Raw genomic sequence first — 19,688 nt, forward strand, 5'->3', positions numbered from 1 at the left:
GCGATTTCGCAATGATCGCAAGCGACGGGCAGGGACGATGGCGTGCCGTGCAGCCCGTGACCCGGACCATTGGGAAACGCCTATGCCTCTGGCATACGCCCGATGGGCCCTTGCCACTCCTCCCGGCAGACCCACGCCAGAAAAAAGGTACCGTATCTGACCCCTGGTCCGGGTGGGCGGAATTGCGTTCGCGCGATCGCAGCCACTTGCCACCGGAATACCAAGCGGGGCAGTTGATGCCGAGGCCGACGCGGACATCACTTTCTCCTTCCGACAGTGGTGTTGGCGGAGGTGCGCAGTCCCAACGGCGGCGACCAAACGCCCAAGTGCGAATAAGGGATAACCCTATCCGCCATCATCCACGAATAAAATTCCTACATAACCGGGAATTTATATCGTTTTGAGGAACACCCCCTGGGGCCTTGTAATGCGTGTTCGCTTAACGCTGTCCACGCATTTACCCCAGACTTATGAATCCCATCGGATACCGCATTCTTCCCCGTACCGGCCCGGCCGTCGCTGCCGACGTGCTGGCCGGTTTCGCAGCCATCGGCTCGGCCCAGATCAGCGATTGCATGAACCGCCTGTATGGCGTCAGCGGGCTGCGTCCGCTGCATGCCTGCAATCAGCGCACGGTGGGCCTGGCGCTGACCGTCAAGACCCGGCCGGGCGACAACCTGATGATCCACAAGGCGATTTCGCTGGGCGGCGCGGGCGACGTGATTGTTGTCGATGGCGCGGGCGATACCAGCAATGCGCTGGTGGGCGAGCTGATGATGATGGATGCGCAGTCGCGCGGCATTGAAGGTTTTGTGATCGATGGCGCGGTGCGCGATCTGGATGTGTTCGCGCAGGGCGAGTTCGGTTGCTATGCGCGGGCCGTGTCGCACAAGGGACCGTACAAGGATGGTCCCGGCGAGATCAATGTGCCGGTATCGGTGGGTGGCCAGGTGGTCAACCCGGGCGACGTGGTGGTGGGTGACGCGGATGGCGTGGTGGTGATTCCCGCAGAGCATGCGGCGGCCGTGCTGGCTTTGGCTCAGAAGAAGGAGTCCGACGAGGCGGTGGCGAAGGAAAAGCTGCGCGCCGGCACCTATACCAAGCCCTGGCTGGAGAAGACTTTGGCTGAGAAGACGGGAGCCGCGAAATGAGCCAGACCCCGAGCCAAACCCAAACCCAAACCCAAACCCCGCAGCCCACCAGCATCGTCGCTGACCGCATCAAGCGCATCAAACTTTCGCCCAGCGTCGCTGCGCGCGCCATCATCGCCGAACTGCGCGAACAGGGCCGTCGCATCATCGATCTGACCATCGGCGAGCCGGACTTCTCCACACCGGAGCACATCCGCCTGGCAGCCACCGCGGCCATGAACCGCGGCGAAACCAAGTATCCGCCGGCCCAGGGCACAGTGCCGCTGCGCCGCGCCGCCGCCCAGCATTTGCTGGAAGCGACGGGCGTCGATTATCCGGCGGGGCGCATCATCGTCAGCACGGGCGCCAAGCAGGTGATCTTCAACGGTCTGGCGGCGACGCTGAATGATGGCGACGAGGTGCTGATCCCGGCGCCGTTCTGGGTGTCGTACCCGGACATGGTGCTGGTCAATGGCGGCGTGCCGGTGGCGGTGGAGACTACGCCGGCGACGGGTTATAAGGTCACGCCCGAGGCGCTGGAGCGCGCGATTACGCCGCGCACCAAGTGGCTGATGATGAACGCGCCCAGCAATCCGACCGGCTCGGTCTACACTGCGGACGAGCTGCGCGGCCTGGCCGAGGTGCTGAAGCGCCATCCGCATGTCTGGCTGATGACGGACGATATCTACGCCCGCCTGAATTTCACGGACGAGCCGACGGTGCATCCGCTGCAGGTCGCGCCGGAGCTGGCGGCGCGCACGCTGGTGGTCAATGGCGTGTCCAAGGCTTATGCCATGACGGGCTGGCGCATCGGTTACGGCGCGGGTCCTGACGAGTTGATCAAGGCGATGGCGATTCTGCAGTCGCAGAGCACGTCGGGCGCGTCGTCGGTGAGTCAGGCGGCGGCGCTTGAGGCCTTGTCGGGTCCGCAGGATTGCGTGGCCGAGTTTGCCCAGGTGTTCCGCCAGCGCCGCGATCTGGCGATTGCGGAATTGGCGGGTACGCCGGGCCTGGAGATCGTCGTGCCGCAGGGCGCGTTCTACGTGTTCCCGGACTGCTCGGGCCTGTTGGGCAAGAAGACGCCGGCGGGCGACGTGATCGCGACCGATACCGACCTGACGCACTATCTGCTGCGCGAAGCCGGCGTGGCCGTGATCGACGGCCATGCCTATGGCGCGCCGGGCACGTTCCGGCTGTCGTTCGCGGCGTCGCTGGACGATATCAAGCAGGGCTGCTCGGCCATCCGGGAAGCCTGCGCCAAGCTGGCCTGAGGGCAGGGCGGGCATTCCGTACACCACACAACCACACAAGGGGAATCAAGCATGAAACGCCATACTCTTTTCGCTGCCTGCCTGGGCCTGGCTACGCTGGTCCTGGGCGCCTCGGCCCAGGCCGACCAGGTGGATGACATCAAGGCGCGCGGCGAGCTGATTTGCGGCACGCTGGGCACGTCGCAGCCGTTCAGCTTCCAGGACGCGGCGACGCGCCAGCTGGTGGGCTACGACGTGGATGTCTGCAAGCTGGTTGCGGACAAGCTGGGCGTGAAGATCAGCTACAAGCTGCTGTCGGTGGCGGCGCGGGTGCCGGAATTGAATGAAGGTCGGGTCGACATCCTGGCGGCCAACCTGGGTTTTTCGCCCGACCGCGCGCAGCAGATCGCTTTCAGCCACGCCTACTACGTGAGCCCGCAGAAGCTGCTGGTGCGCAAGGATTCGGGCCTGGAGACGGTGGAATCGCTGAACGGCCGCCGCATCGGCGCGACCAAGGGTTCCAGCTCGGAACGCGAGATCAAGCGCATCCTGGATAAGTCGCAGGTGATTGGCTATGGCGACAGCTCGGCCACTTATCTGGCCCTGCAGCAGAAGAAGGTGGACGCACAGTTCGCTTCCGAATTGGTGTTGGTGCGCCTGGTGCTGCAAAGTCCGCCCACGGCGCCCGTCAGCGTGATCGCCAAGTCGGTGTTCGACGAGCCTTGGGGCCTGGGCGTGCGCAAGACGGAGCCGCGCTTCCTGGAAACGGTGAACCAGGCGCTGGACGAGGCCGAGGCCTCGGGCGTGGCCGCCAAGCTGTTCGACAAGTGGTTTGGTCCGGAGACGCCGTACAAGCTGGAGCGCGGCTTCAAGATCGGCCCGATCGCGGGCTGAGCAGGGTCCGGAAGTACCACCGCGAGTCCCACGTCACGGGTTCCGGCGCCGCATGCAGCGGGCGGCCGGAACCCGTGGCGTTTGGCCTGAGCCTCGCGATAGCAGGAGATTGATTGTTTTATGAGCCTACTTGACGCTTCCCAATACCAGCTGCTGCTGAGCGGCATGGCGGTGACCGTACAGCTGTTCCTGGTTGCCTGGGTCATGGCCTTTGCCATCGCGGTGACGCTGGTGGTGGTGCGCGCGACCAATCTGGCGCCTTGCCGCTGGCTGGTCGACGCCTATGTGGAATACCACCGCAACGTGCCGTTGCTGGTGCAGGTGCTGTTCTGGTACTTCGGCATGCCCGAGCTGCTGCCGGAAGGTTTCCGCATGTGGCTGTACCAGCACAACGCCGAGATGTCGCTGGCGGCGATTGCGCTGGCGCTGGGGTCGGCCGCTTATATCGCGGAGGACATCCGCAGCGGTTTGCGCGCCATTCCCTTTACGCAGTTCGAGGCTGCCCGCGCGCTGGGCGCGAGCTATCTGCAATGCATGCGTTTCGTGATCGTGCCGCAGGCGGTGCGGATTTCGATTCCCCCGCTAGTGGGGCGCGCGCTGCTGCTGTTCAAGAACACCAGCGTGGCCATGGCCATCGGCGTGATGGAGCTGACCTACCAGGCGCGCGAGATCGAAAACGAAACCTACCGCACCTTTGCCACCTTTGGCGCGGCCACGATCATGTACCTGCTGGGATCGTTCCTCATCATGCTGATTGGATCGCGCGTCTATGACCGCTATCGCCTGAACCGGGGAGGCCACGGTGCTTGATCTACTGTCTCAATACTGGCCCACGCTGCTGGTCGGCCAATATCCCAACGGGCCGCTGGGCGGCCTGGCGCTGACGCTGATCCTGGCCGCTTGCGGCCTGGCCCTGTCGCTGCCGCTGGCGCTGTTGATTGCGCTGGCGCGGGTCAGCCCCTACGGCTGGCTGCGCACGGCCAGCAAGGCGCTGGTCAACGTGGTGCGCGGCATGCCGCTGCTGATGCTGATCTTCTGGGCGTACTTCGTGGTGCCCAAGCTGACCGGCCAGGTGATCAGCGGCTTCTGGACGCTGATCTTCGCGCTGGTGGTCTATGAAAGCGCCTATCTGTCGGAAGTGATCCGCTCAGGCATCGAGGCGGTGCCGCGCGGCCAGATCGAGGCCTCGCGCTCGTTGGGCGTGGGCTACTGGACCACGATGCGCCGGGTAGTGCTGCCGCAGGCGCTGTTCAACGTGCTGCCCAGCATGACCAGCCAGTTCGTCTCCACCATCAAGGAGACGTCGCTGGGCTATGTCATCAGCGTCAACGAGCTGACCTTCGCGGCCAATCAGGTCAACAACCTGGTGCTGACCAAGCCGCTGCAGGTTTTCGGCATCCTGGCCATCATTTATTTCCTGGTGTGCTTCAGCCTGAGCCGCGGGCTGAGCTGGCTGGACCTGCGTATCCGCCGCTCGCGCGCCATGGCTTGAAGGAACAAAACATGATCAATCTTGAAAAAGTGAACAAGTGGTACGGCGCGCATCATGTGCTGAAGGACGTGGATCTTTCGGTGGCGCGCGGCGAGGTGCTGGTGGTCTGCGGCCCGTCGGGCTCGGGCAAGTCGACCATGATCCGCACCATCAACCGGCTGGAGCCGATCGAGAAGGGGCGCATCCTGATCGACGGCAAGGACATCTACGCCAAGGGTTCGGACCTGAACGCGCTGCGCCAGCAGATCGGTTTCGTGTTCCAGCAGTTCAATCTGTTTCCCCATATGAGCGTGCTGGAAAACGTGATTTTTGCGCCGGTCAGCATCCGCAAGCAGCCGCGCAAGGCGGCCGTCGAATTGGCGCGCGGTCTGCTGGCGCGGGTGGGTCTGGAGCACAAGATCGACGCCTATCCGGGTTCGCTGTCGGGCGGCCAGCAGCAGCGCGTGGCGATCGCCCGGGCGCTGGCCTTGCAGCCGCCAGTGATGCTGTTCGACGAACCGACCAGCGCGCTTGACCCGGAGATGGTGGGCGAGGTGCTGCAGGTGATGAAGGGCCTGGCCAAGGACGGCATGACCATGGTGTGCGTGACCCACGAAATGGGCTTTGCGCGCGACGTGTGCGACCGGGTGGTCTTCATGGACGCGGGCGAGATCCTGGAGATGGACACGCCCGAGCGCTTCTTCAGCGCGCCCTCGCATCCGCGGGCGCAGCGCTTCCTGGCCGACATCCTGCATCCGCGCGGCTGAGGCGGGGGCGGCGGGCGTTGCCATGATGGTAAGGTGAGGGTTTCCATGCGCTTCGCATCGACCGCCGCGATGTACACCCTCAAACAGCTAGAGGCTTTCTACTGGAGTTCCCAGCTGGGCAGCTTCAGCGCGTCTTCCCGCAAATTGCACACCACCCAGTCGGCGGTCGCCAAACGGGTGGGCGAACTGGAAGCCTTCGCCGGCGCGCCGCTGTTCGAGCGCCGCGCCAAGAAGCTGATCATGACCGCGCAGGGCCGCAAGCTGTACGAGCTGGCGCGCGAGATGCTGGACCTGAATAGCCGCATCGTGCAGAACATGGCCGATCCGGCCAGCTTCGAAGGCGTGGTGCGGCTGGGCGTGACGGAACTGGTGGGCATGACCTGGCTGGCGCGGCTGATCAGCCAGATCAGCCTGCGCTATCCGCGCGTGCAACTGATGCCGGAGATCGACGGCGGCATCACGCTGTACGAAAGGTTGGAGCAGGATGAACTGGACCTGGCCATCATGCCCGGCCCGTTCTGGGGCTACCAATACGATTGCGTGCACCTGGGCGCGGTCACCAACGTCTGGATGGCCAGCCCGGCCCTGGACATCGATTTTTCCGCGAAGCTGACGCCGCAGGACCTGGCGCCGTATCCGGTGATTTCGCAACCCACCAATTCGGCCTTGTCGCATCTGTACGATGCCTGGTTCGCGGAACAGGGCCTGCCGGTCAAGCGTGTGCTGACCTGTAATAGTTTGGGGATGATGGCGCAGCTGACGATGCTGGGCCTGGGCATCAGCTATCTGCCGGGTGCGTATTTCGCGCCGCTGGTGGAGCGCGGCGCGCTATGCCAGCTGGACGTGCAGCCCGACCTGCCCACGATCAATTACTACGCGGTGCACAAGAAGAACATCGTCAACCCGGTGGTGGCCCGGGTGATCGATATCGCGCGCGAGGAATGCGCTTTCGAGGTGGCGGGGGCATTCCTGCCCCATGTGCCGCCGGCGGTCAGGCCGCCGCAGGCGTAGCGCGGTGCCGGCGTTGCACCGGCCCCGCCTTTGGTCATCAACCGCAGCGAATCGCGGTCATGACGTCCTTATCATCCACGATCAAATTCAAGCGCGTAGCGTTGTACTCCATCGTGACCAATTGCCCTGGGCGCAGCATGCGCGCAGTGCTGCTGCCGCTGCGGGTACGCAGGTCTTCCATCACGGACGCAGTGGCTTTCTGGCCGATCTGGGATTGCAGCGAAGATGCGTCGCAGGTCTTGCCGCCGCCCATGGACGACGAAGAACCGTAGGACGACCCGCCATAGCTGGTTCCGGCGTCAGCTGCGGACGAGGAGCTGGAGGAGCTGGACGCTGCCGGCGCGCTGGATGAGCGCGGGGCGCCGGTGTTGGCGCACGCGGTCAGGCTGGCGACCAGCAGGAAAGGGATCAGCTTTCGGATCATGTAACGCTCCTTACAACAACACGTCTGAAAAAAGCCATGATAGACCAGCGCGGGCGCGCTGTGACCGACGCCGGGCAGGGCCGCAAGCGCCGTTCCTGAGCGCGGCTTCGATGATCCAAATTTTGCATTGACACTAAAGTTTCATAAGAATATATTTCTGAAACCATAGTTTCATAGGCGGGATCATCATGACTTCGGTGTTGCAGGAGCGCATCCTCGCGCTGCAGGACAGCTTCACGGACAGCGAGCAGCGGTTGGCCAGCGTGACCCTGGAGTGCCTGGGCAATATCGCGGCCTATTCGGGCGCCGAGCTGGCGCAGAAGGCGGGCGTGTCCAAGGCGACGGCGGGGCGGTTCTTCCGGCGTCTGGGCTACGAGAACTTCAACGAGGTGCGGGCGCAGGCGCGCGACGAGGCCGACCGCGGGTCTCCGCTGTACGAGATGGCGGGCGTGCGTCCGCCGGACGCGACGGGGGATGCGTTGGCGGAGCATCTGGCCACGGACTTGCAGAACCTGGCGCAGACCTTCGAGCGCCTGGACAGCCGCGACGTGGAGCGGGCCATCGAGCTGTTCGCTGGCGCTCGCCGCATCTGCATTGCGGGCTTTCGCAATGGGCGGGTGCTGGCGCAGTACGCCTGGGCCTTGCTGACGCAGCTGCGCGACGGGGTCGCGCTGGTGCCGGGCGCGGGTTTGAACCTGGCGGAGGATCTGGCTGATCTGGGCCCTGACGACGTGTTGCTGGTGATGGATTTCCGGCGTCGCGTCACGCTGCTCAAGCCCATTGTCGAACATGCGAACCGGGTGGGCGCGAAGGTCGTGGTGTTGACCGATCCCACCGCCACCGAATTGCCCGCGCGCTCGGACCTGGTGCTGCGATGCGTGAACAGCGGCGCGGCCGTGTTCGATTCCTACGTCGCGGCCACCAGCGTCATCAATCATCTGTGCTCGGCCCTGGCCCGAAAACTCGGGGCGGCCGCGCGCGAACGTCTGCAGAACATAGAACGCCTGCACGAACACTACGGCGACTTGCATCGCTGAATTCCAAGAGGAGACTGACTTGAACCATCCCATTCCGAACGTCCGGCTGCAGTACGCGCCCAATCCGGCCTTCGAACCCGCCGCGCCTTACGGCCAACGGCAGCTGGACGTGCTGGGCGGCCAGGCCTATGCGCAGGCCGAGGCGCAGATCCGCCGCTGGCCCGGCTATCAGCCTACGCCGTTGCGCGATCTGTCGGGCCTGGCGCGCGCCGTGGGCGTGGCGGGCATCCGGTACAAGGACGAGGGCGGCCGCTTCGGGCTGGGCAGCTTCAAGGCCTTGGGCGGCGCCTATGCCGTCAGCCGCCAATTGCTGCGGGAATTGGCGGTCAAGCTGGGGCGCGACGATCTGTCGGTGGACGACTTGCTGTCCGGCCGCTACCGGGAGCTGACGCAGGCCATGACGGTGACCTGCGCGACGGACGGCAACCACGGCCGTTCGGTGGCCTGGGGCGCGCAACGCTTCGGTTGCCAGTGCGTGATCTACATCCACGCGACGGTCAGCGAAGGCCGCAAGCGGGCGATCGAGCAATACGGCGCGCAGGTCGTGCGTACGCCGGGGAACTACGACGACTCGGTGCGCCAGGCGGCGCAAGACGCGGCGCGGCTTGGGCGATATGTGGTCTCGGATACGTCGTATCCCGGCTATATGGAGGTGCCCAAGGACGTGATGCAGGGGTACGCCGTGATGGCGGACGAGGCCTTGCGCCAGTTGCGCGAGGCGGGCGATGGCGAATTGCCGACGCACGTGTTCCTGCAGGGCGGCGTGGGCGGGCTGGCCGCCGCGGTCTGCGCGCATTTCTGGGAGCAATTGGGCGAGCGCCGTCCGCGTTTCATCGTGGTTGAGCCGGACAAGGCGGCCTGCCTGTACGAGAGCGCCCGCGCCGGCAAGCCGGTGGCGGTGCACGGCGATCTGGATACCGTAATGGCCGGGCTGGCCTGCGGGGAAGTGTCGCTGCTGGCGTGGGAGGTGCTGCATCCCGGCGCGCAGGCTTTCCTGACGGTTGACGACGAGGCGGCGCTGGAGACGGTGCGTTTGCTGGCAAGCGGCAAGTATGGCGACGCGCCCATCGTCGCGGGCGAGTCGGCCGTGGCGGGGCTGACCGGCTGCCTGGCGGCGCTGGCCGATCCGGCGGTGCGCGATGCGCTGGGCCTGGACGCTGACAGCCGCGTGCTGGTGTTCGGCAGCGAAGGGGCGACCGACCCGGAACTGTATCAACGCATCGTCGGCCGGAGCGCCGCCGAAGTCGAAGCCGAGGCCGTGGCATGACTGGCGTCACGCTTGAGGCCGGCCGCGAGGCCGTGCGGATCGATGGCGCCCGCCTGTTGCGCCGCATTGCCGATCTGGCGCAGGTCGGCGCCATCGAGGGCGGCGGCGTGTGCCGCCTGGCGCTGACGGACGCGGACCGGCAGGGACGCGACCTGGTGGTGCGGTGGATGCGCGAACTGGGCCTGGCCGTGACGGTGGACGGCATCGGCAATGTGGTGGGCCTGCGGGCCGGGCGCAAGGCCGGTCCGCCCGTGATGACGGGGTCGCACATCGACACGGTGCGCACCGGCGGCCGCTATGACGGCAACCTGGGGGTGCTGGCGGGGCTGGAAGTGGTGGCGGCGTTGAACGACGCGGGCGTGGTCACTGAAAGGCCGATAGCGGTGGCGTTCTTCACCAACGAGGAAGGCGCGCGCTTTGCGCCGGACATGATGGGCAGCCTGGTGTTCCAGGGCGACCTGGCGCTGGAGGACGCGCTGGCCACGGTCGGCATAGACGGCACCTCGGTGGGCGAGAACCTGGCCCGCATCGGCTATGCCGGGACGGCCCCGGTAGGCAATAACCAGGTGCATGCCTTTGTTGAACTGCATGTGGAGCAGGGGCCGGTGCTGGAACATGAGGGCTACACCATCGGCGCAGTGACGGGCGTGCAGGGCATCCACTGGATCGAGTTCACCGTGCGCGGGGTGTCCAACCATGCCGGCACCACGCCGATGGCGTTGCGCCATGACGCCGGCATCGTGGCGGCGCGCATCGCGTGCTTTGCGCGGGATCTGACCGTCGAGTTGGGGGCGGGCCAGTTGGCGACTGTGGGGCAGGTGAATCTGTTTCCCAACCTGATCAACGTCATCCCCAACCGCGCGACCTTCACGCTGGACCTGCGCAACACCGACGGCGCGGCCTTGCAGGAGGCGATTGCACGCTGCATGACGTATGCGGCGCAGGTTGCCGCGGATGAAGGGGTGGAGGTGAGCCATCGGGTGCTGGCCGATTTTGCGCCGGTGGCGTTCGACGAGGCCATCGTCGGCCGGGTCGAGGACATCGCGCGCAGCCGCGGGCACCGCGTGCGGCGGCTGCCCAGCGGCGCCGGGCACGATGCCCAGATGCTGGCGCGCATGTGCCCGACGGGCATGGTGTTCGTGCCCAGCGTGGGCGGGCTGTCGCACAACGTCGCCGAATTCACGCAGGACCAGGATATCGAGGCGGGCGCCGGCGTGTTGCTGGAACTGATGCTCGAACTCGCAGAACAATGAAACCGTAGGAGACTGAACATGTCACGCATCATCAATGTCGCGGCCGCGCAGCTGGGGCCGATCCAGCGCAGCGACACGCGTCGCGACGTCGTCGAGCGCCTGCTCGCGCATCTGCGCCAGGCCCATGCCATGGGCTGCCAGCTGGTGGTTTTCCCGGAGCTGGCGCTGACGACTTTCTTTCCGCGCTGGTACATGGAAGATCCGGCCGAGATCGACGCGTTCTATGAAAGCGAGATGCCCGGTCCGCAGACCCGGGTGCTGTTCGAGACCGCGCGCAAGCTGGGCATAGGCTTTTACCTGGGCTATGCGGAGCTGGCGTTGGAGCAGGGCGTCAAGCGCCGCTTCAACACGTCGATCCTGGTGAACCAGAACGGCGACATCATCGGCAAGTACCGCAAGGTGCATTTGCCCGGGCATGCCGAGCACGAGCCGTGGCGCGCTTTCCAGCACCTGGAAAAGCACTACTTCGAGCCGGGCGACTCGTTCGACGTCTGGCGCGGCTTTGGCGGCGTGATGGGCATGGCCTTGTGCAATGACCGCCGCTGGTCCGAGACCTATCGGGTCATGGGCTTGCAAGGCGCGGAAATGATCCTGCTGGGCTACAACACGCCGGTGCACAACCCGCCGGCGCCCGAGCACGACGACCTGTCCATGTTCCACAACCATCTGGTGATGCAGGCGGGCGCCTATCAGAACGGTACCTGGGTGGTGGGCGTGGCCAAGGCCGGCAAGGAAGAGGGCTGCGAGATGATAGGCGGCAGCTGCATCATCGCGCCGTCGGGCGAGATCGTCGCCGCCTGCTCGACCAAGGGCGATGAGCTGGCGATCGCGCGCTGCGACCTGGACCTGTGCCTGTCCTACAAGAGCACGACTTTCAATTTCGACCGCCACCGGCGTCCCGAGGCTTACGGCCTGATCACGGAACGCAGAGGCGCGGTGGAACCTGCGCCGGAGGCGGCGGTAACCGCCTGACCTGCGGCGCGGCCAGCGCGGACGGTCGATAGACCGTCCGCATAACCGGCCCGGACGTTCCCTTCCCATAAAAAACAGCATGCGGGCGCCCCGAGCGCCTGCAGGGGAGCGTTCGGCCTAAAAAAACACAGACCCCAAGGTGAAAATATGGACCAGTCAGTCGAGAGCATTGCGGCGCCTCCGGTTGCCGCAGACAAGGATCCCCTGGCGGCGCGGGATGATGCGCTGTATCGGAAGGTGGCGTGGCGGCTGCTGCCGTTCTTGATGGTGTGCTACATCGCGGCGTTCCTGGATCGCGTGAACGTCGGCTTTGCCAAGCTGCAGATGCTGGACGATCTGAAGTTCAGCGAAACGGTGTACGGCCTGGGCGCGGGCATTTTCTTCATCGGCTATTTCCTGTTCGAGGTGCCGAGCAATGTGCTGATGCACCGCATCGGCGCGAAGAAGACGCTGGCGCGCATCATGATCCTGTGGGGCATCATCTCGGCCGCCATGGCCCTGACGCAGACGCCGACGCAGTTCTACATCCTGCGCTTCCTGCTGGGGGCGGCCGAGGCCGGGTTCTATCCCGGCATCATCCTGTACCTGACCTATTGGTTTCCGTCGAACCGGCGCGGGCAGATCGTGGCGGTGTTCATGACGGCGGTGCCGTTTGCCGGCATCCTGGGCGGGCCGCTGTCGGGCTGGGTGATGGAGGCGTTCCATGACACGCACGGCATGGCCGGCTGGCAGTGGATGTTCATCATCGAGGCGATTCCCTCGGTGCTGCTGGGCCTGGCGGTGTTCTGGTACCTGGATGACCGCATCGACGACGCGCGCTGGCTGTCGCCCGCGGAGAAGTCGCGGCTGGGCCAGAACCTGCAGAGCGAGAAGACCGCCAAGACCGAGCACGTGTCCATGCTGACCTTGCTCAAGGACAGGCGCGTCGTGCATATGGCGCTGATCTGCTATTGCACGGTGTCCAGCTTGTCGGGCCTGGCGTTCTGGATTCCGTCGGTGATCCGTTCCACTGGCGTGGTGTCGCTGCTGGACATCGGCCTGTTGACGGCGGTGCCGAACGTCTGCGCGGTGATCTCGATGGTGCTGGTGTGCCGCCATTCGGACGCGGTGCGGGAGCGCCGCTGGCACATGATCGTGCCGTTTCTGGTGGGCGGGACGGGCCTGGCGCTGAGCACGCTGTTCAGCCATAACCCGATGCTGGCCGTGGCCATGCTGTCGGTGGCGGCCGCCGGCTGCATGGTGTGCTCGCCCTTGTTCTGGAGCCTGCCGACGGCGTTCCTGGAAGGCAAGAGCGCGGCGGCGGGCATAGCCGGGATCAATTCCTTCGCCGGCTTGGCGGCCTTTGTCAGCCCGTATGCGATCGGCTGGATCAAGGACCTGACCGGCTCGACGGATTGGGGCATGTACTTCCTGGCCAGCTTCACGCTGATCGGGGCGGTGCTGGTGTACCGCGTGCCGAAGAGCCTGGTCAACCGCTAGGCGGCTTCTCTACATCGGCGGGCGCGCCGCGCCCGCCACTTTCAGACAGGAATGATGATGACTCTGGACGTAGTTGCGTTGACCCAGGCCATGGTGCGTATTCCCAGCCTTTCCGGCAAGGAAGGCGAGATGGCGGCGCTAATGGCCGCGACGATGCGCGAGGCGGGTTTCAGTTCGGTCACGACCGATGGCAATGGCTCGGTGCTGGGGCTGATCGGCCCCGCGGACGCGGACGTGGCCTTGCTGTTCGACGGACACATGGACGTGGTGCCGGTGGCGGGCGACTGGCGCTTCGATCCGTTCGGCGCCGAGATCCGGGATGGCCGGCTGTATGGGCGCGGCAGCACCGACATGAAGGGCGGCATCGCCGCGGCGATCTGCGGCGTGGCGGAGGCGGCGCGGGACGGCTTGAAGCGCCGCGTGGCGGTGTCGGCCAGCGTGCTGGAGGAAGTCATCGAAGGGCATGCGCTGGCCTCGGTGCTGGACATCTGCACGCCGCAGGCGGTCGTCATCTGCGAGCCCTCCAAGCTGCAGATCAAGGCCGGCCAGAAGGGGCGGGTGGAACTGCTGCTGACTTTCCACGGCAAGCCGGCGCACGCGGCGACGCCGCATATCGGTGTCAATCCCCTGCATGCGGCGGGCCGGGCGCTGAACGCGCTGGAGAGCCTGTCGCTGCCGCATGACGAGGTGCTGGGCCAGGCGCTGCTGGTGCCGACGGACATCGTGTCGCATCCTTATCCATCGATCTCCATGATTCCGATTTCGACGACGATACGCTTTGACCGGCGCACCGTGTCGGGCGAACGCCTGGAGGATGTGCTGGCGCAGATCCGCGCGCATCTGGCGGCCCATGGCTTGTCCGATTTCACCCTGCAGGTCAGCGAGGATCAAGTGGCGACCTATACCGGGCAGCACGCCACGCCGCCGCGCTGGTTGCCGGGTTGGCGTTGCGATGCGGAGGCCGGGTTATTGCAGGCTGCGCGCGCGGCCGTCAGCGCCAGCGGCCGGGATCCGGTGGTGGGCAGTTGGGCGTTCTGCACCAATGGCTCGGAATCGGCGGGACGCCGCGGCATTCCGACGATAGGGTTGGGGCCGGGCAACGAGGAAGATGCGCACACGATCGACGAGTCCATCGCGCTGGAGCAGTTGGAAGGCGCGCGCGACATCTACCGGAATCTGGTGCGCGCCGTCTGCGGTTAGGGCGTTTGCATGCCGGGCAGGCGCGCCAGCCGGTCATTGAGGAAGTCGATCAATAGCCGTGCCCGCAGCGACTGGTAGCGGCGCGACGGGTAGATGAGGAAAGCCTCCTGCGGCGTGGCGCTCCATTTGGGCAGGACGCGCAGCAGTTCACCGCTGGCGATCAGGTCCTGCACCAGCCACGCAGGGCAGAGTCCGATGCCGGCGCCCATGGCCAGGCTTTCGCGGATGGCCAGGGCGTTGTTGACGCGGAAGCGCCCTTGGGTCTGGACCGTGGCGAGGGTGGCGCCCTGGTGCAGTTCCAGGGTGTCGCCGGCAGCCAGCCAGGCAAAGCGCACGTACTCGTGCGCGGCCAGATCGCGGGGCGCGCGGGGCTTGCCGCGCTGCGCCAGGTAGGAGGGGGCGGCCACCAGGTAGCGCGGCGACATGGCCGCCTTGCGGGCGATGGCGTTGGGCGGCAGGTTGCCGCCCAGGCGCAGCGCCACGTCCACGCCTTCTTCCACCAGGTCCACGAACCGGTCGTTCAGGATCAGTTCCACCTGGATGTCGGGATATTCTTCCAGGAATTCGCGCACCAGCGCGTTCAGGCGGAACTGGCCCAGCGCCACGGGCGCGTTGATGCGCAGGAAACCGGAGGGCTTTTCGGTCTGGCCGCGGGCGTCGGCGACGGCCTCGGAGTATTCCTCCAGCACGCGGGTGGCGCGTTCGTAGAAGCGTTTGCCTTGTTCGGTGGGCACGACGCGCGTGGTGCTGCGTTCCAGCAGCCGCACGTTCAGGTCCTTTTCCAGCGCGGCGACGATCTTGCTCAGGGCAGGCTGGCTCAGCGCTTGTTCGCGGGCGACGGCCGACAGGGTGCCCAGCTCCACGGCGCGGACGAAGGCCCGCATGGCGCGCAGGGTGTCCATGGTCATTCCTTTTTGGAAGAAGTGGTATGCAGTTTAGGGTTCTACCGGTGGAATTGGGAAGAACCTATCGTGACGTCACTTTCTCTTTTTCTGGAGTCGTCATGAATCGCTTCAATCTTCATTCCCTGGTTTCGGCCGTTGCGTTGGCCGGCGGCCTTGCGGTCCTGGCCCCGTCCGCCGCCATCGCGGCGCGGCCTTCTGTTCAAGCCGATGCCGCGCGTTCCAACTGGGTCAGTTCCTGGTTCGCCAGCCCGCAACCGCTGTGGGAGGATTCCTTCGTGCTGCCCACGGAAATGCCGGCCGAATTGCGCGGCCAGACTCTGCGCCAGACCTTGATGCTCAGCGTGGGCGGACCGCGCTTGCGGGTGGTGTTGTCCAACCGCTATGGCACGCAGCCCCTGGAGATCGGGGCGGCCAGCGTGGCGCTGGCCTCGGGCCAGTCCAAGATCCGTCCGGCATCCAGCCGCGGGCTGGCCTTTGGCGGGCGGCCGAGCGTGACGGTGGCGCCGGGGGCGCAAGTGGTCAGCGATCCGGTGGACCTGCCGGTATCCGCGCTGGCGGAACTGGCCGTCAGCCTTTACTTCCCGCAGGCGACGCCGGTGACCACCTTCCATTGGGGCGCGCAGCAGACCGGCGCCCTGGTCCGGGGCGATGCCACGGCGGCGGCGGAGCTGCCTGATGCGCAGGCGCTGCAAGGCCGGGCCTTCCTGGCGGGGATCTGGGTCGAAAGCCCGTCGCGCGCGCCGGTGGTGGTGGCGTTTGGGGATTCCCTGACCGATGGCAACGGCTCGACGCCGGGGGCCAACCGCCGCTGGCCGGATTTCCTGGCGCGCCGCCTGGCCCCGCAGGGCATGGGCGTGGCCAATGCAGGCATTTCGGGCGCGCGGGTCTGGGGCGACAAGATGGGGGTGAACGCGATGGCGCGCTTCGATGCCGACGTACTGTCGCAGCCGGGCGTGCGCACGGTGGTGATGATGATGGGCATCAATGACATCGGCTGGCCGGACAGCGGCTTCGCGCCGGCGGACGCGCCCATGACGGCCGCAAGATTGACCGAGGGCTACCGGCAACTGGCGGAGGCCGCCCGCCTGCGCGGCGTGCGCATCGTGGGCGGCACCATTGCGCCGTATGAAGGTTCGCTGCATGGCACGCCGTTGTCGGGCCACTACAACCCGGCCAAGGACGCGGTGCGGCGGGAGGTGAACCGCTGGATCCGCGAAAGCGGCGTGTTCGACGCGGTGGTGGATTTTGACGCGGTGCTGCGCGATCCGGCGCATCCGGCGCGGCTGCTGCCCGCGTATGACTCGGGCGACAACCTGCATCCCAACGATGCCGGCTACCAGGCCATGGCGCAGGCCTTGGATATGGCCACGCTGTTCGGCGATTGAGAAGCGTCCGGGACGGTTAGTGGAAATTGCGGCTCTGGGTGTTCAAGTCGCCCAGCAGCTCGGACAGGTCCACCAGCCGTTGCGCGATCAGGTGGCGCACGCCGTCCACGCTTTGCCAGGACCCGTAGACGCCCAGCAGCGAGGCCCCCAGCAATTCGCGGCGCTGGCGTTCGATGAGTTCCGTACGCACGACCACGTTGACGGGACCGGTCTCGTCTTCCAGCGTGACGAAGATCACCCCCTTGGCAGTCTGCGGGCGCTGGCGCACGGTGACGATGCCGCAGGCGCGCGCGACGCGCTTGTCGGGGTAGCTGTTGAGCACCGAGGCGGGCTGGAAGTTGCGCGCCGCGAGCTGGGGGCGCAGCAAGGCCACGGGGTGGCTGCGCAGCGTCAGGCCCACGCTGCGGTAGTCGGCCGCCACGGTCTGGCCTTCGGAAGGGGCGGACAATTGCGGCGCCTGGGTTTCCTGGATGGCGGCGTCGCGCAGCAGGTCGCGGCTCTGCACGCTGGCGGCGGCTTCCCAGCTGGCCTGGCGGCGATGGCCGGCCAGGGTGCGCAGGGCGTCGCCGGCCGCCAGCGCGTTGAGGTCATGGCGGGTGAGCGCGGCGCGGCGGGCCAGGTCGCCGGTGTCGGCAAAGGGCGCGGCGGCGCGCGCGTCTTCGATGCGCCGGGCGGCGTCCTCGCGCATGCCCTGGATCAGGCTCAGCCCCAGCCTGACGGCGGGGCGGAAGCCGTCGGTGGCGGGCGCGTGCGGATGCGCGGTCCGGCGGGCGCCGGGGTGGCCTTCGGGCAGGGTTTCCAGGGCCGAGTCCCAGCCGCTGACCGTCACGTCCGGCGGCAGCACGCAAACGCCGTGGCGGCGGGCGTCCTGCACCAGTTGCGCGGGGGCGTAGAAGCCCATGGGCTGGGAGTTGAGCAGGGCGGCCAGGAAGGCTTCGGGCTCGTGCCGCTTGAGCCACGAACTGGCGTACGCCAGCAGCGCGAAGCTGGCGGCATGGCTTTCGGGGAAACCGTATTCGCCGAAGCCTTCGATCTGGCGGAACAGCGCCTCGGCGAAATCCAGTTTGTAGCCGTGGGCCAGCAGGCCGCCGACCAGCTTGGTACGGTACTTGTCCACGCCGCCCTTGCGCTTCCAGGCTGCCATGGAGCGGCGCAACTGGTCGGATTCGCCCGGTGTGAAGCCCGCGGCCACCACGGCGATCTGCATGACCTGTTCCTGGAAGATGGGCACGCCCATGGTGCGGCTGAGCACGCCGCGCACTTTTTCGCTGGGATAGGTTTCGGGCTCCTTGCCCTGGCGGCGGCGCAGGTAGGGATGGACCATGCCGCCCTGGATCGGGCCTGGGCGCACGATGGCCACCTGCACCACCAGGTCGTAGTATTCGCGCGGACGCAGGCGCGGCAGCATGGTCATCTGGGCGCGGGATTCGATCTGGAACACGCCTACGGTGTCGGCGTCGCAGATCATGTCGTAGGTGGGCGCGTCGCTGGGGGGAATGTCCTGCAGCCGCAAGGGCTGGCCGCGGCGCTGGCCGGCCAGTTCCAGCGTGCGACGCAGTGCCGACAGCATGCCCAGCGCCAGCACGTCCACTTTCAGCAGGCCCAGCGCGTCCAGGTCGTCCTTGTCCCATTGCACGACGCTGCGGTCCGCCATGGCGGCGTTTTCGATGGGCACCAGGCGCGACAGCTTGCCGCGTGAAATCACGAAGCCGCCGGGATGCTGCGACAGGTGGCGCGGAAAGCCCATCAGGGTCTGCGCCAGCGCCGCCCACTGCCGCGCCACCTGCGATTCGGGGTCCAGTCCGCAGGCGCCCAGCGTGCGCAGCATTTCTTTCTTGCCGTCCCACCATTGGTGGGCGCGCGCCACGGCGTCGATGACGCCCGCGTCCACGCCCAGCGCGCAGCCGGTATCGCGCAGCACGCTGCGCGGCCGGTAGGAAATGACCACGGCGGTGAGCGCGGCGCGTTCGCGGCCGTATTTGCGGTAGATGTACTGGATGACTTCTTCGCGGCGCTGGTGCTCGAAGTCCACGTCGATGTCGGGCGGCTCGTTGCGTTCCTTGCTGATGAAGCGTTCGAACAGGTTGTTGCCGCGCACCGGGTCCACTTCGGTGATGCCCAGGCAGTAGCAGACCGCGGAGTTGGCGGCGGAACCGCGGCCCTGGCACAGAATGCCTTCGCCGCGGGCGTACTGGACGATGTCGTAGACCGTGAGGAAATAGGCTTCGTAGTGCAGGTCGGTGATCAGCGCCAGCTCTTTTTCGATCTGCGTGGTGACGCTGTCCGGCGTGCCGGAAGGAAAGCGGCGGGCGGCCCCGGCCAGGGTTTCCTGGCGCAGATAGGTGGCCGGCGTGTGGCCGCGCGGAATGATCTCGTCCGGGTATTCGTAGCGCAGCTCGTCCAATGAGAAGGCGCAGCGGCGGGCTATGGCCAGCGTCTGGGCCAGCGCTTGCGGCGGGTACAGGTTGGCCAGGCGCATGCGCGTGCGCAGGTGCTGTTCGGCGTTGCCGGACAGTTCGTAGCCGCACTGCGATACGGGCTGGCGGGTGCGAATGCCGGTCAGCGTGTCGTGCAGCGGTTTGCGCGAGCGCAGGTGCATCTGCACCTGGCCCAGCGCCACGATGGGCAGTTCCGCGGCCTGCGCGGCGTGTTCGACCGCGGCGCGGTGCAGGTCGTCGCGCGAGCGGTGCAGCAGGGTCAGTCCGACCCAGGCGCGGTGGGGGAAGACGCGCGCCAGCCAGCGCGCCTGCTCGGCCATGCGGTCGGCGTCGGTGCCGTAGGCGGGGCTCAGGATGGCCAGGCATTCGGGCAGGTGGCGCAGATGGGCGTGGCCCGCGGGCGGGTGGGTAAGGTCTTCGGGCGCCAGCTGGTATTCGCCCTTGGGCGCGCGGGTGCGGGCCAGGGTGATCAGTTCGGACAGGTTGCCGTAGCCCTCGCGCGTCTGCGCCAGCAGGGTCAGGCCCAGCGGCGCGGCGTCGGACGCGGCGCGCAGCTGGAAGGTGGCGCCGATGATGAGCGGCAGCTTGCGGGTCTTGGCTTCGACGTGGGCGCGGACCACGCCCGCCAGCGAGCATTCGTCGGTGATGGCGAGCGCGGCGTAGCCCAGTTCGGCGGCGCGTTCGACCAGTTCCTCGGGGTGCGAAGCGCCCTGCAGGAAAGAGAAATTGGACTGGCATTGCAGCTCGGCGTAGCCGGGCAGCTGCGCCAGGAGGCCGGGGGTGTCGTCGTCGTCCATGCGCATGA

General features: G+C 66.7%; 17 protein-coding genes. 14 read left to right on the top strand and 3 right to left on the bottom strand.

Annotation, left to right across the window (positions count from 1 at the left end; all coding sequences use genetic code 11):
• Positions 1–470: 470 nt before the first annotated feature.
• The 7 genes from NGK62_RS19150 to NGK62_RS19180 all read left to right on the top strand — a co-directional run bounded on the left by NGK62_RS19150 (position 471) and on the right by NGK62_RS19180 (position 6,523).
• Positions 471–1,151, top strand: a complete 681-nt coding sequence (locus NGK62_RS19150) for an RraA family protein (protein ID WP_118934265.1) — start codon at positions 471–473, stop codon at positions 1,149–1,151.
• Complete coding sequence (locus tag NGK62_RS19155) at positions 1,148–2,401, top strand: aminotransferase class I/II-fold pyridoxal phosphate-dependent enzyme (RefSeq protein WP_251879857.1); 1,254 nt, start codon at positions 1,148–1,150, stop codon at positions 2,399–2,401. Before NGK62_RS19150 ends, NGK62_RS19155 begins: the two co-directional genes overlap by 4 nt.
• 51 nt (positions 2,402–2,452) lie before the next feature.
• On the top strand, positions 2,453–3,274 hold the full coding sequence (locus tag NGK62_RS19160; RefSeq protein WP_165867950.1) for an ABC transporter substrate-binding protein: 822 nt from the start codon (positions 2,453–2,455) through the stop codon (positions 3,272–3,274).
• A 120-nt stretch (positions 3,275–3,394) separates the two neighbouring features.
• Positions 3,395–4,084 (top strand): amino acid ABC transporter permease, encoded by a 690-nt coding sequence (locus NGK62_RS19165; RefSeq protein WP_118934268.1) that lies wholly within the window; start codon positions 3,395–3,397, stop codon positions 4,082–4,084.
• The gene (locus tag NGK62_RS19170) at positions 4,077–4,766 is read left to right on the top strand and encodes an amino acid ABC transporter permease (protein ID WP_013394168.1); all 690 of its coding nucleotides are present in this window, start codon (positions 4,077–4,079) and stop codon (positions 4,764–4,766) included. Before NGK62_RS19165 ends, NGK62_RS19170 begins: the two co-directional genes overlap by 8 nt.
• 11 nt (positions 4,767–4,777) lie before the next feature.
• On the top strand, positions 4,778–5,512 hold the full coding sequence (locus tag NGK62_RS19175; RefSeq protein ID WP_118934270.1) for an amino acid ABC transporter ATP-binding protein: 735 nt from the start codon (positions 4,778–4,780) through the stop codon (positions 5,510–5,512).
• 45 nt (positions 5,513–5,557) lie between these two features.
• Positions 5,558–6,523, top strand: a complete 966-nt coding sequence (locus NGK62_RS19180) for a LysR family transcriptional regulator (RefSeq protein WP_118934272.1) — start codon at positions 5,558–5,560, stop codon at positions 6,521–6,523.
• A 37-nt stretch (positions 6,524–6,560) separates the two neighbouring features.
• Here the strand turns inward: NGK62_RS19180 and NGK62_RS19185 are convergent, their stop codons facing one another.
• Positions 6,561–6,947 (bottom strand): I78 family peptidase inhibitor, encoded by a 387-nt coding sequence (locus NGK62_RS19185; protein WP_059380390.1) that lies wholly within the window; start codon positions 6,945–6,947, stop codon positions 6,561–6,563.
• Between the two features lie 188 nt (positions 6,948–7,135).
• Here NGK62_RS19185 and NGK62_RS19190 point away from each other — a divergent pair, with 188 nt between their 5' ends.
• The 6 genes from NGK62_RS19190 to NGK62_RS19215 all read left to right on the top strand — a co-directional run bounded on the left by NGK62_RS19190 (position 7,136) and on the right by NGK62_RS19215 (position 14,155).
• The gene (locus NGK62_RS19190; protein ID WP_082400960.1) at positions 7,136–7,984 is read left to right on the top strand and encodes a MurR/RpiR family transcriptional regulator; all 849 of its coding nucleotides are present in this window, start codon (positions 7,136–7,138) and stop codon (positions 7,982–7,984) included.
• A 19-nt stretch (positions 7,985–8,003) separates the two neighbouring features.
• The gene (locus NGK62_RS19195; protein ID WP_251879859.1) at positions 8,004–9,251 is read left to right on the top strand and encodes a diaminopropionate ammonia-lyase; all 1,248 of its coding nucleotides are present in this window, start codon (positions 8,004–8,006) and stop codon (positions 9,249–9,251) included.
• The gene (locus NGK62_RS19200; protein WP_251879861.1) at positions 9,248–10,504 is read left to right on the top strand and encodes a M20 family metallo-hydrolase; all 1,257 of its coding nucleotides are present in this window, start codon (positions 9,248–9,250) and stop codon (positions 10,502–10,504) included. Before NGK62_RS19195 ends, NGK62_RS19200 begins: the two co-directional genes overlap by 4 nt.
• A gap of 18 nt (positions 10,505–10,522) precedes the next feature.
• Positions 10,523–11,476 carry an N-carbamoyl-D-amino-acid hydrolase gene (locus NGK62_RS19205; protein ID WP_118934278.1) on the top strand — a complete coding sequence of 318 codons (954 nt, stop codon included), beginning with the start codon at positions 10,523–10,525 and terminating at the stop codon, positions 11,474–11,476.
• Between the two features lie 147 nt (positions 11,477–11,623).
• The gene (locus NGK62_RS19210) at positions 11,624–12,955 is read left to right on the top strand and encodes an MFS transporter (RefSeq protein ID WP_088140813.1); all 1,332 of its coding nucleotides are present in this window, start codon (positions 11,624–11,626) and stop codon (positions 12,953–12,955) included.
• Positions 12,956–13,012: 57 nt separating this feature from the next.
• Positions 13,013–14,155 (top strand): YgeY family selenium metabolism-linked hydrolase, encoded by a 1,143-nt coding sequence (locus NGK62_RS19215; protein WP_118934281.1) that lies wholly within the window; start codon positions 13,013–13,015, stop codon positions 14,153–14,155.
• Here NGK62_RS19215 and NGK62_RS19220 read toward each other — a convergent pair.
• A complete protein-coding gene (locus NGK62_RS19220) occupies positions 14,152–15,057 on the bottom strand; it encodes a LysR family transcriptional regulator (RefSeq protein ID WP_118934283.1) in 906 nt (301 codons plus the stop codon). The genes NGK62_RS19215 and NGK62_RS19220 overlap by 4 nt on opposite strands.
• Before the next feature lie 101 nt (positions 15,058–15,158).
• Between NGK62_RS19220 and NGK62_RS19225 the strand changes: the two genes are divergently transcribed.
• On the top strand, positions 15,159–16,445 hold the full coding sequence (locus NGK62_RS19225; RefSeq protein ID WP_118934285.1) for an SGNH/GDSL hydrolase family protein: 1,287 nt from the start codon (positions 15,159–15,161) through the stop codon (positions 16,443–16,445).
• Between the two features lie 16 nt (positions 16,446–16,461).
• On the opposite strand, the gene NGK62_RS19230 is transcribed toward NGK62_RS19225, so the two are convergent.
• Entirely contained in the window at positions 16,462–19,686 is a 3,225-nt protein-coding gene (locus tag NGK62_RS19230) for an error-prone DNA polymerase (RefSeq protein ID WP_251879864.1), read from the bottom strand.
• Positions 19,687–19,688 lie beyond the last annotated feature (2 nt).

Source organism: Achromobacter sp. Marseille-Q4954 (genome assembly GCF_943737025.1).
Classification (GTDB): domain Bacteria; phylum Pseudomonadota; class Gammaproteobacteria; order Burkholderiales; family Burkholderiaceae_B; genus Achromobacter; species Achromobacter bronchisepticus_A.

Coding starts and splice junctions, on each gene's coding strand:
- NGK62_RS19155 (WP_251879857.1), top strand. CDS start 1,148: ATGAGCCAGACCCCGAGCCAAACCCAAACCCAAACCCAAACCCCGCAG.
- NGK62_RS19150 (WP_118934265.1), top strand. CDS start 471: ATGAATCCCATCGGATACCGCATTCTTCCCCGTACCGGCCCGGCCGTC.
- NGK62_RS19225 (WP_118934285.1), top strand. CDS start 15,159: ATGAATCGCTTCAATCTTCATTCCCTGGTTTCGGCCGTTGCGTTGGCC.
- NGK62_RS19165 (WP_118934268.1), top strand. CDS start 3,395: ATGAGCCTACTTGACGCTTCCCAATACCAGCTGCTGCTGAGCGGCATG.
- NGK62_RS19190 (WP_082400960.1), top strand. CDS start 7,136: ATGACTTCGGTGTTGCAGGAGCGCATCCTCGCGCTGCAGGACAGCTTC.
- NGK62_RS19160 (WP_165867950.1), top strand. CDS start 2,453: ATGAAACGCCATACTCTTTTCGCTGCCTGCCTGGGCCTGGCTACGCTG.
- NGK62_RS19200 (WP_251879861.1), top strand. CDS start 9,248: ATGACTGGCGTCACGCTTGAGGCCGGCCGCGAGGCCGTGCGGATCGAT.
- NGK62_RS19210 (WP_088140813.1), top strand. CDS start 11,624: ATGGACCAGTCAGTCGAGAGCATTGCGGCGCCTCCGGTTGCCGCAGAC.
- NGK62_RS19220 (WP_118934283.1), bottom strand. CDS start 15,057: ATGGACACCCTGCGCGCCATGCGGGCCTTCGTCCGCGCCGTGGAGCTG.
- NGK62_RS19175 (WP_118934270.1), top strand. CDS start 4,778: ATGATCAATCTTGAAAAAGTGAACAAGTGGTACGGCGCGCATCATGTG.
- NGK62_RS19180 (WP_118934272.1), top strand. CDS start 5,558: ATGCGCTTCGCATCGACCGCCGCGATGTACACCCTCAAACAGCTAGAG.
- NGK62_RS19215 (WP_118934281.1), top strand. CDS start 13,013: ATGACTCTGGACGTAGTTGCGTTGACCCAGGCCATGGTGCGTATTCCC.
- NGK62_RS19185 (WP_059380390.1), bottom strand. CDS start 6,947: ATGATCCGAAAGCTGATCCCTTTCCTGCTGGTCGCCAGCCTGACCGCG.
- NGK62_RS19205 (WP_118934278.1), top strand. CDS start 10,523: ATGTCACGCATCATCAATGTCGCGGCCGCGCAGCTGGGGCCGATCCAG.
- NGK62_RS19230 (WP_251879864.1), bottom strand. CDS start 19,686: ATGCGCATGGACGACGACGACACCCCCGGCCTCCTGGCGCAGCTGCCC.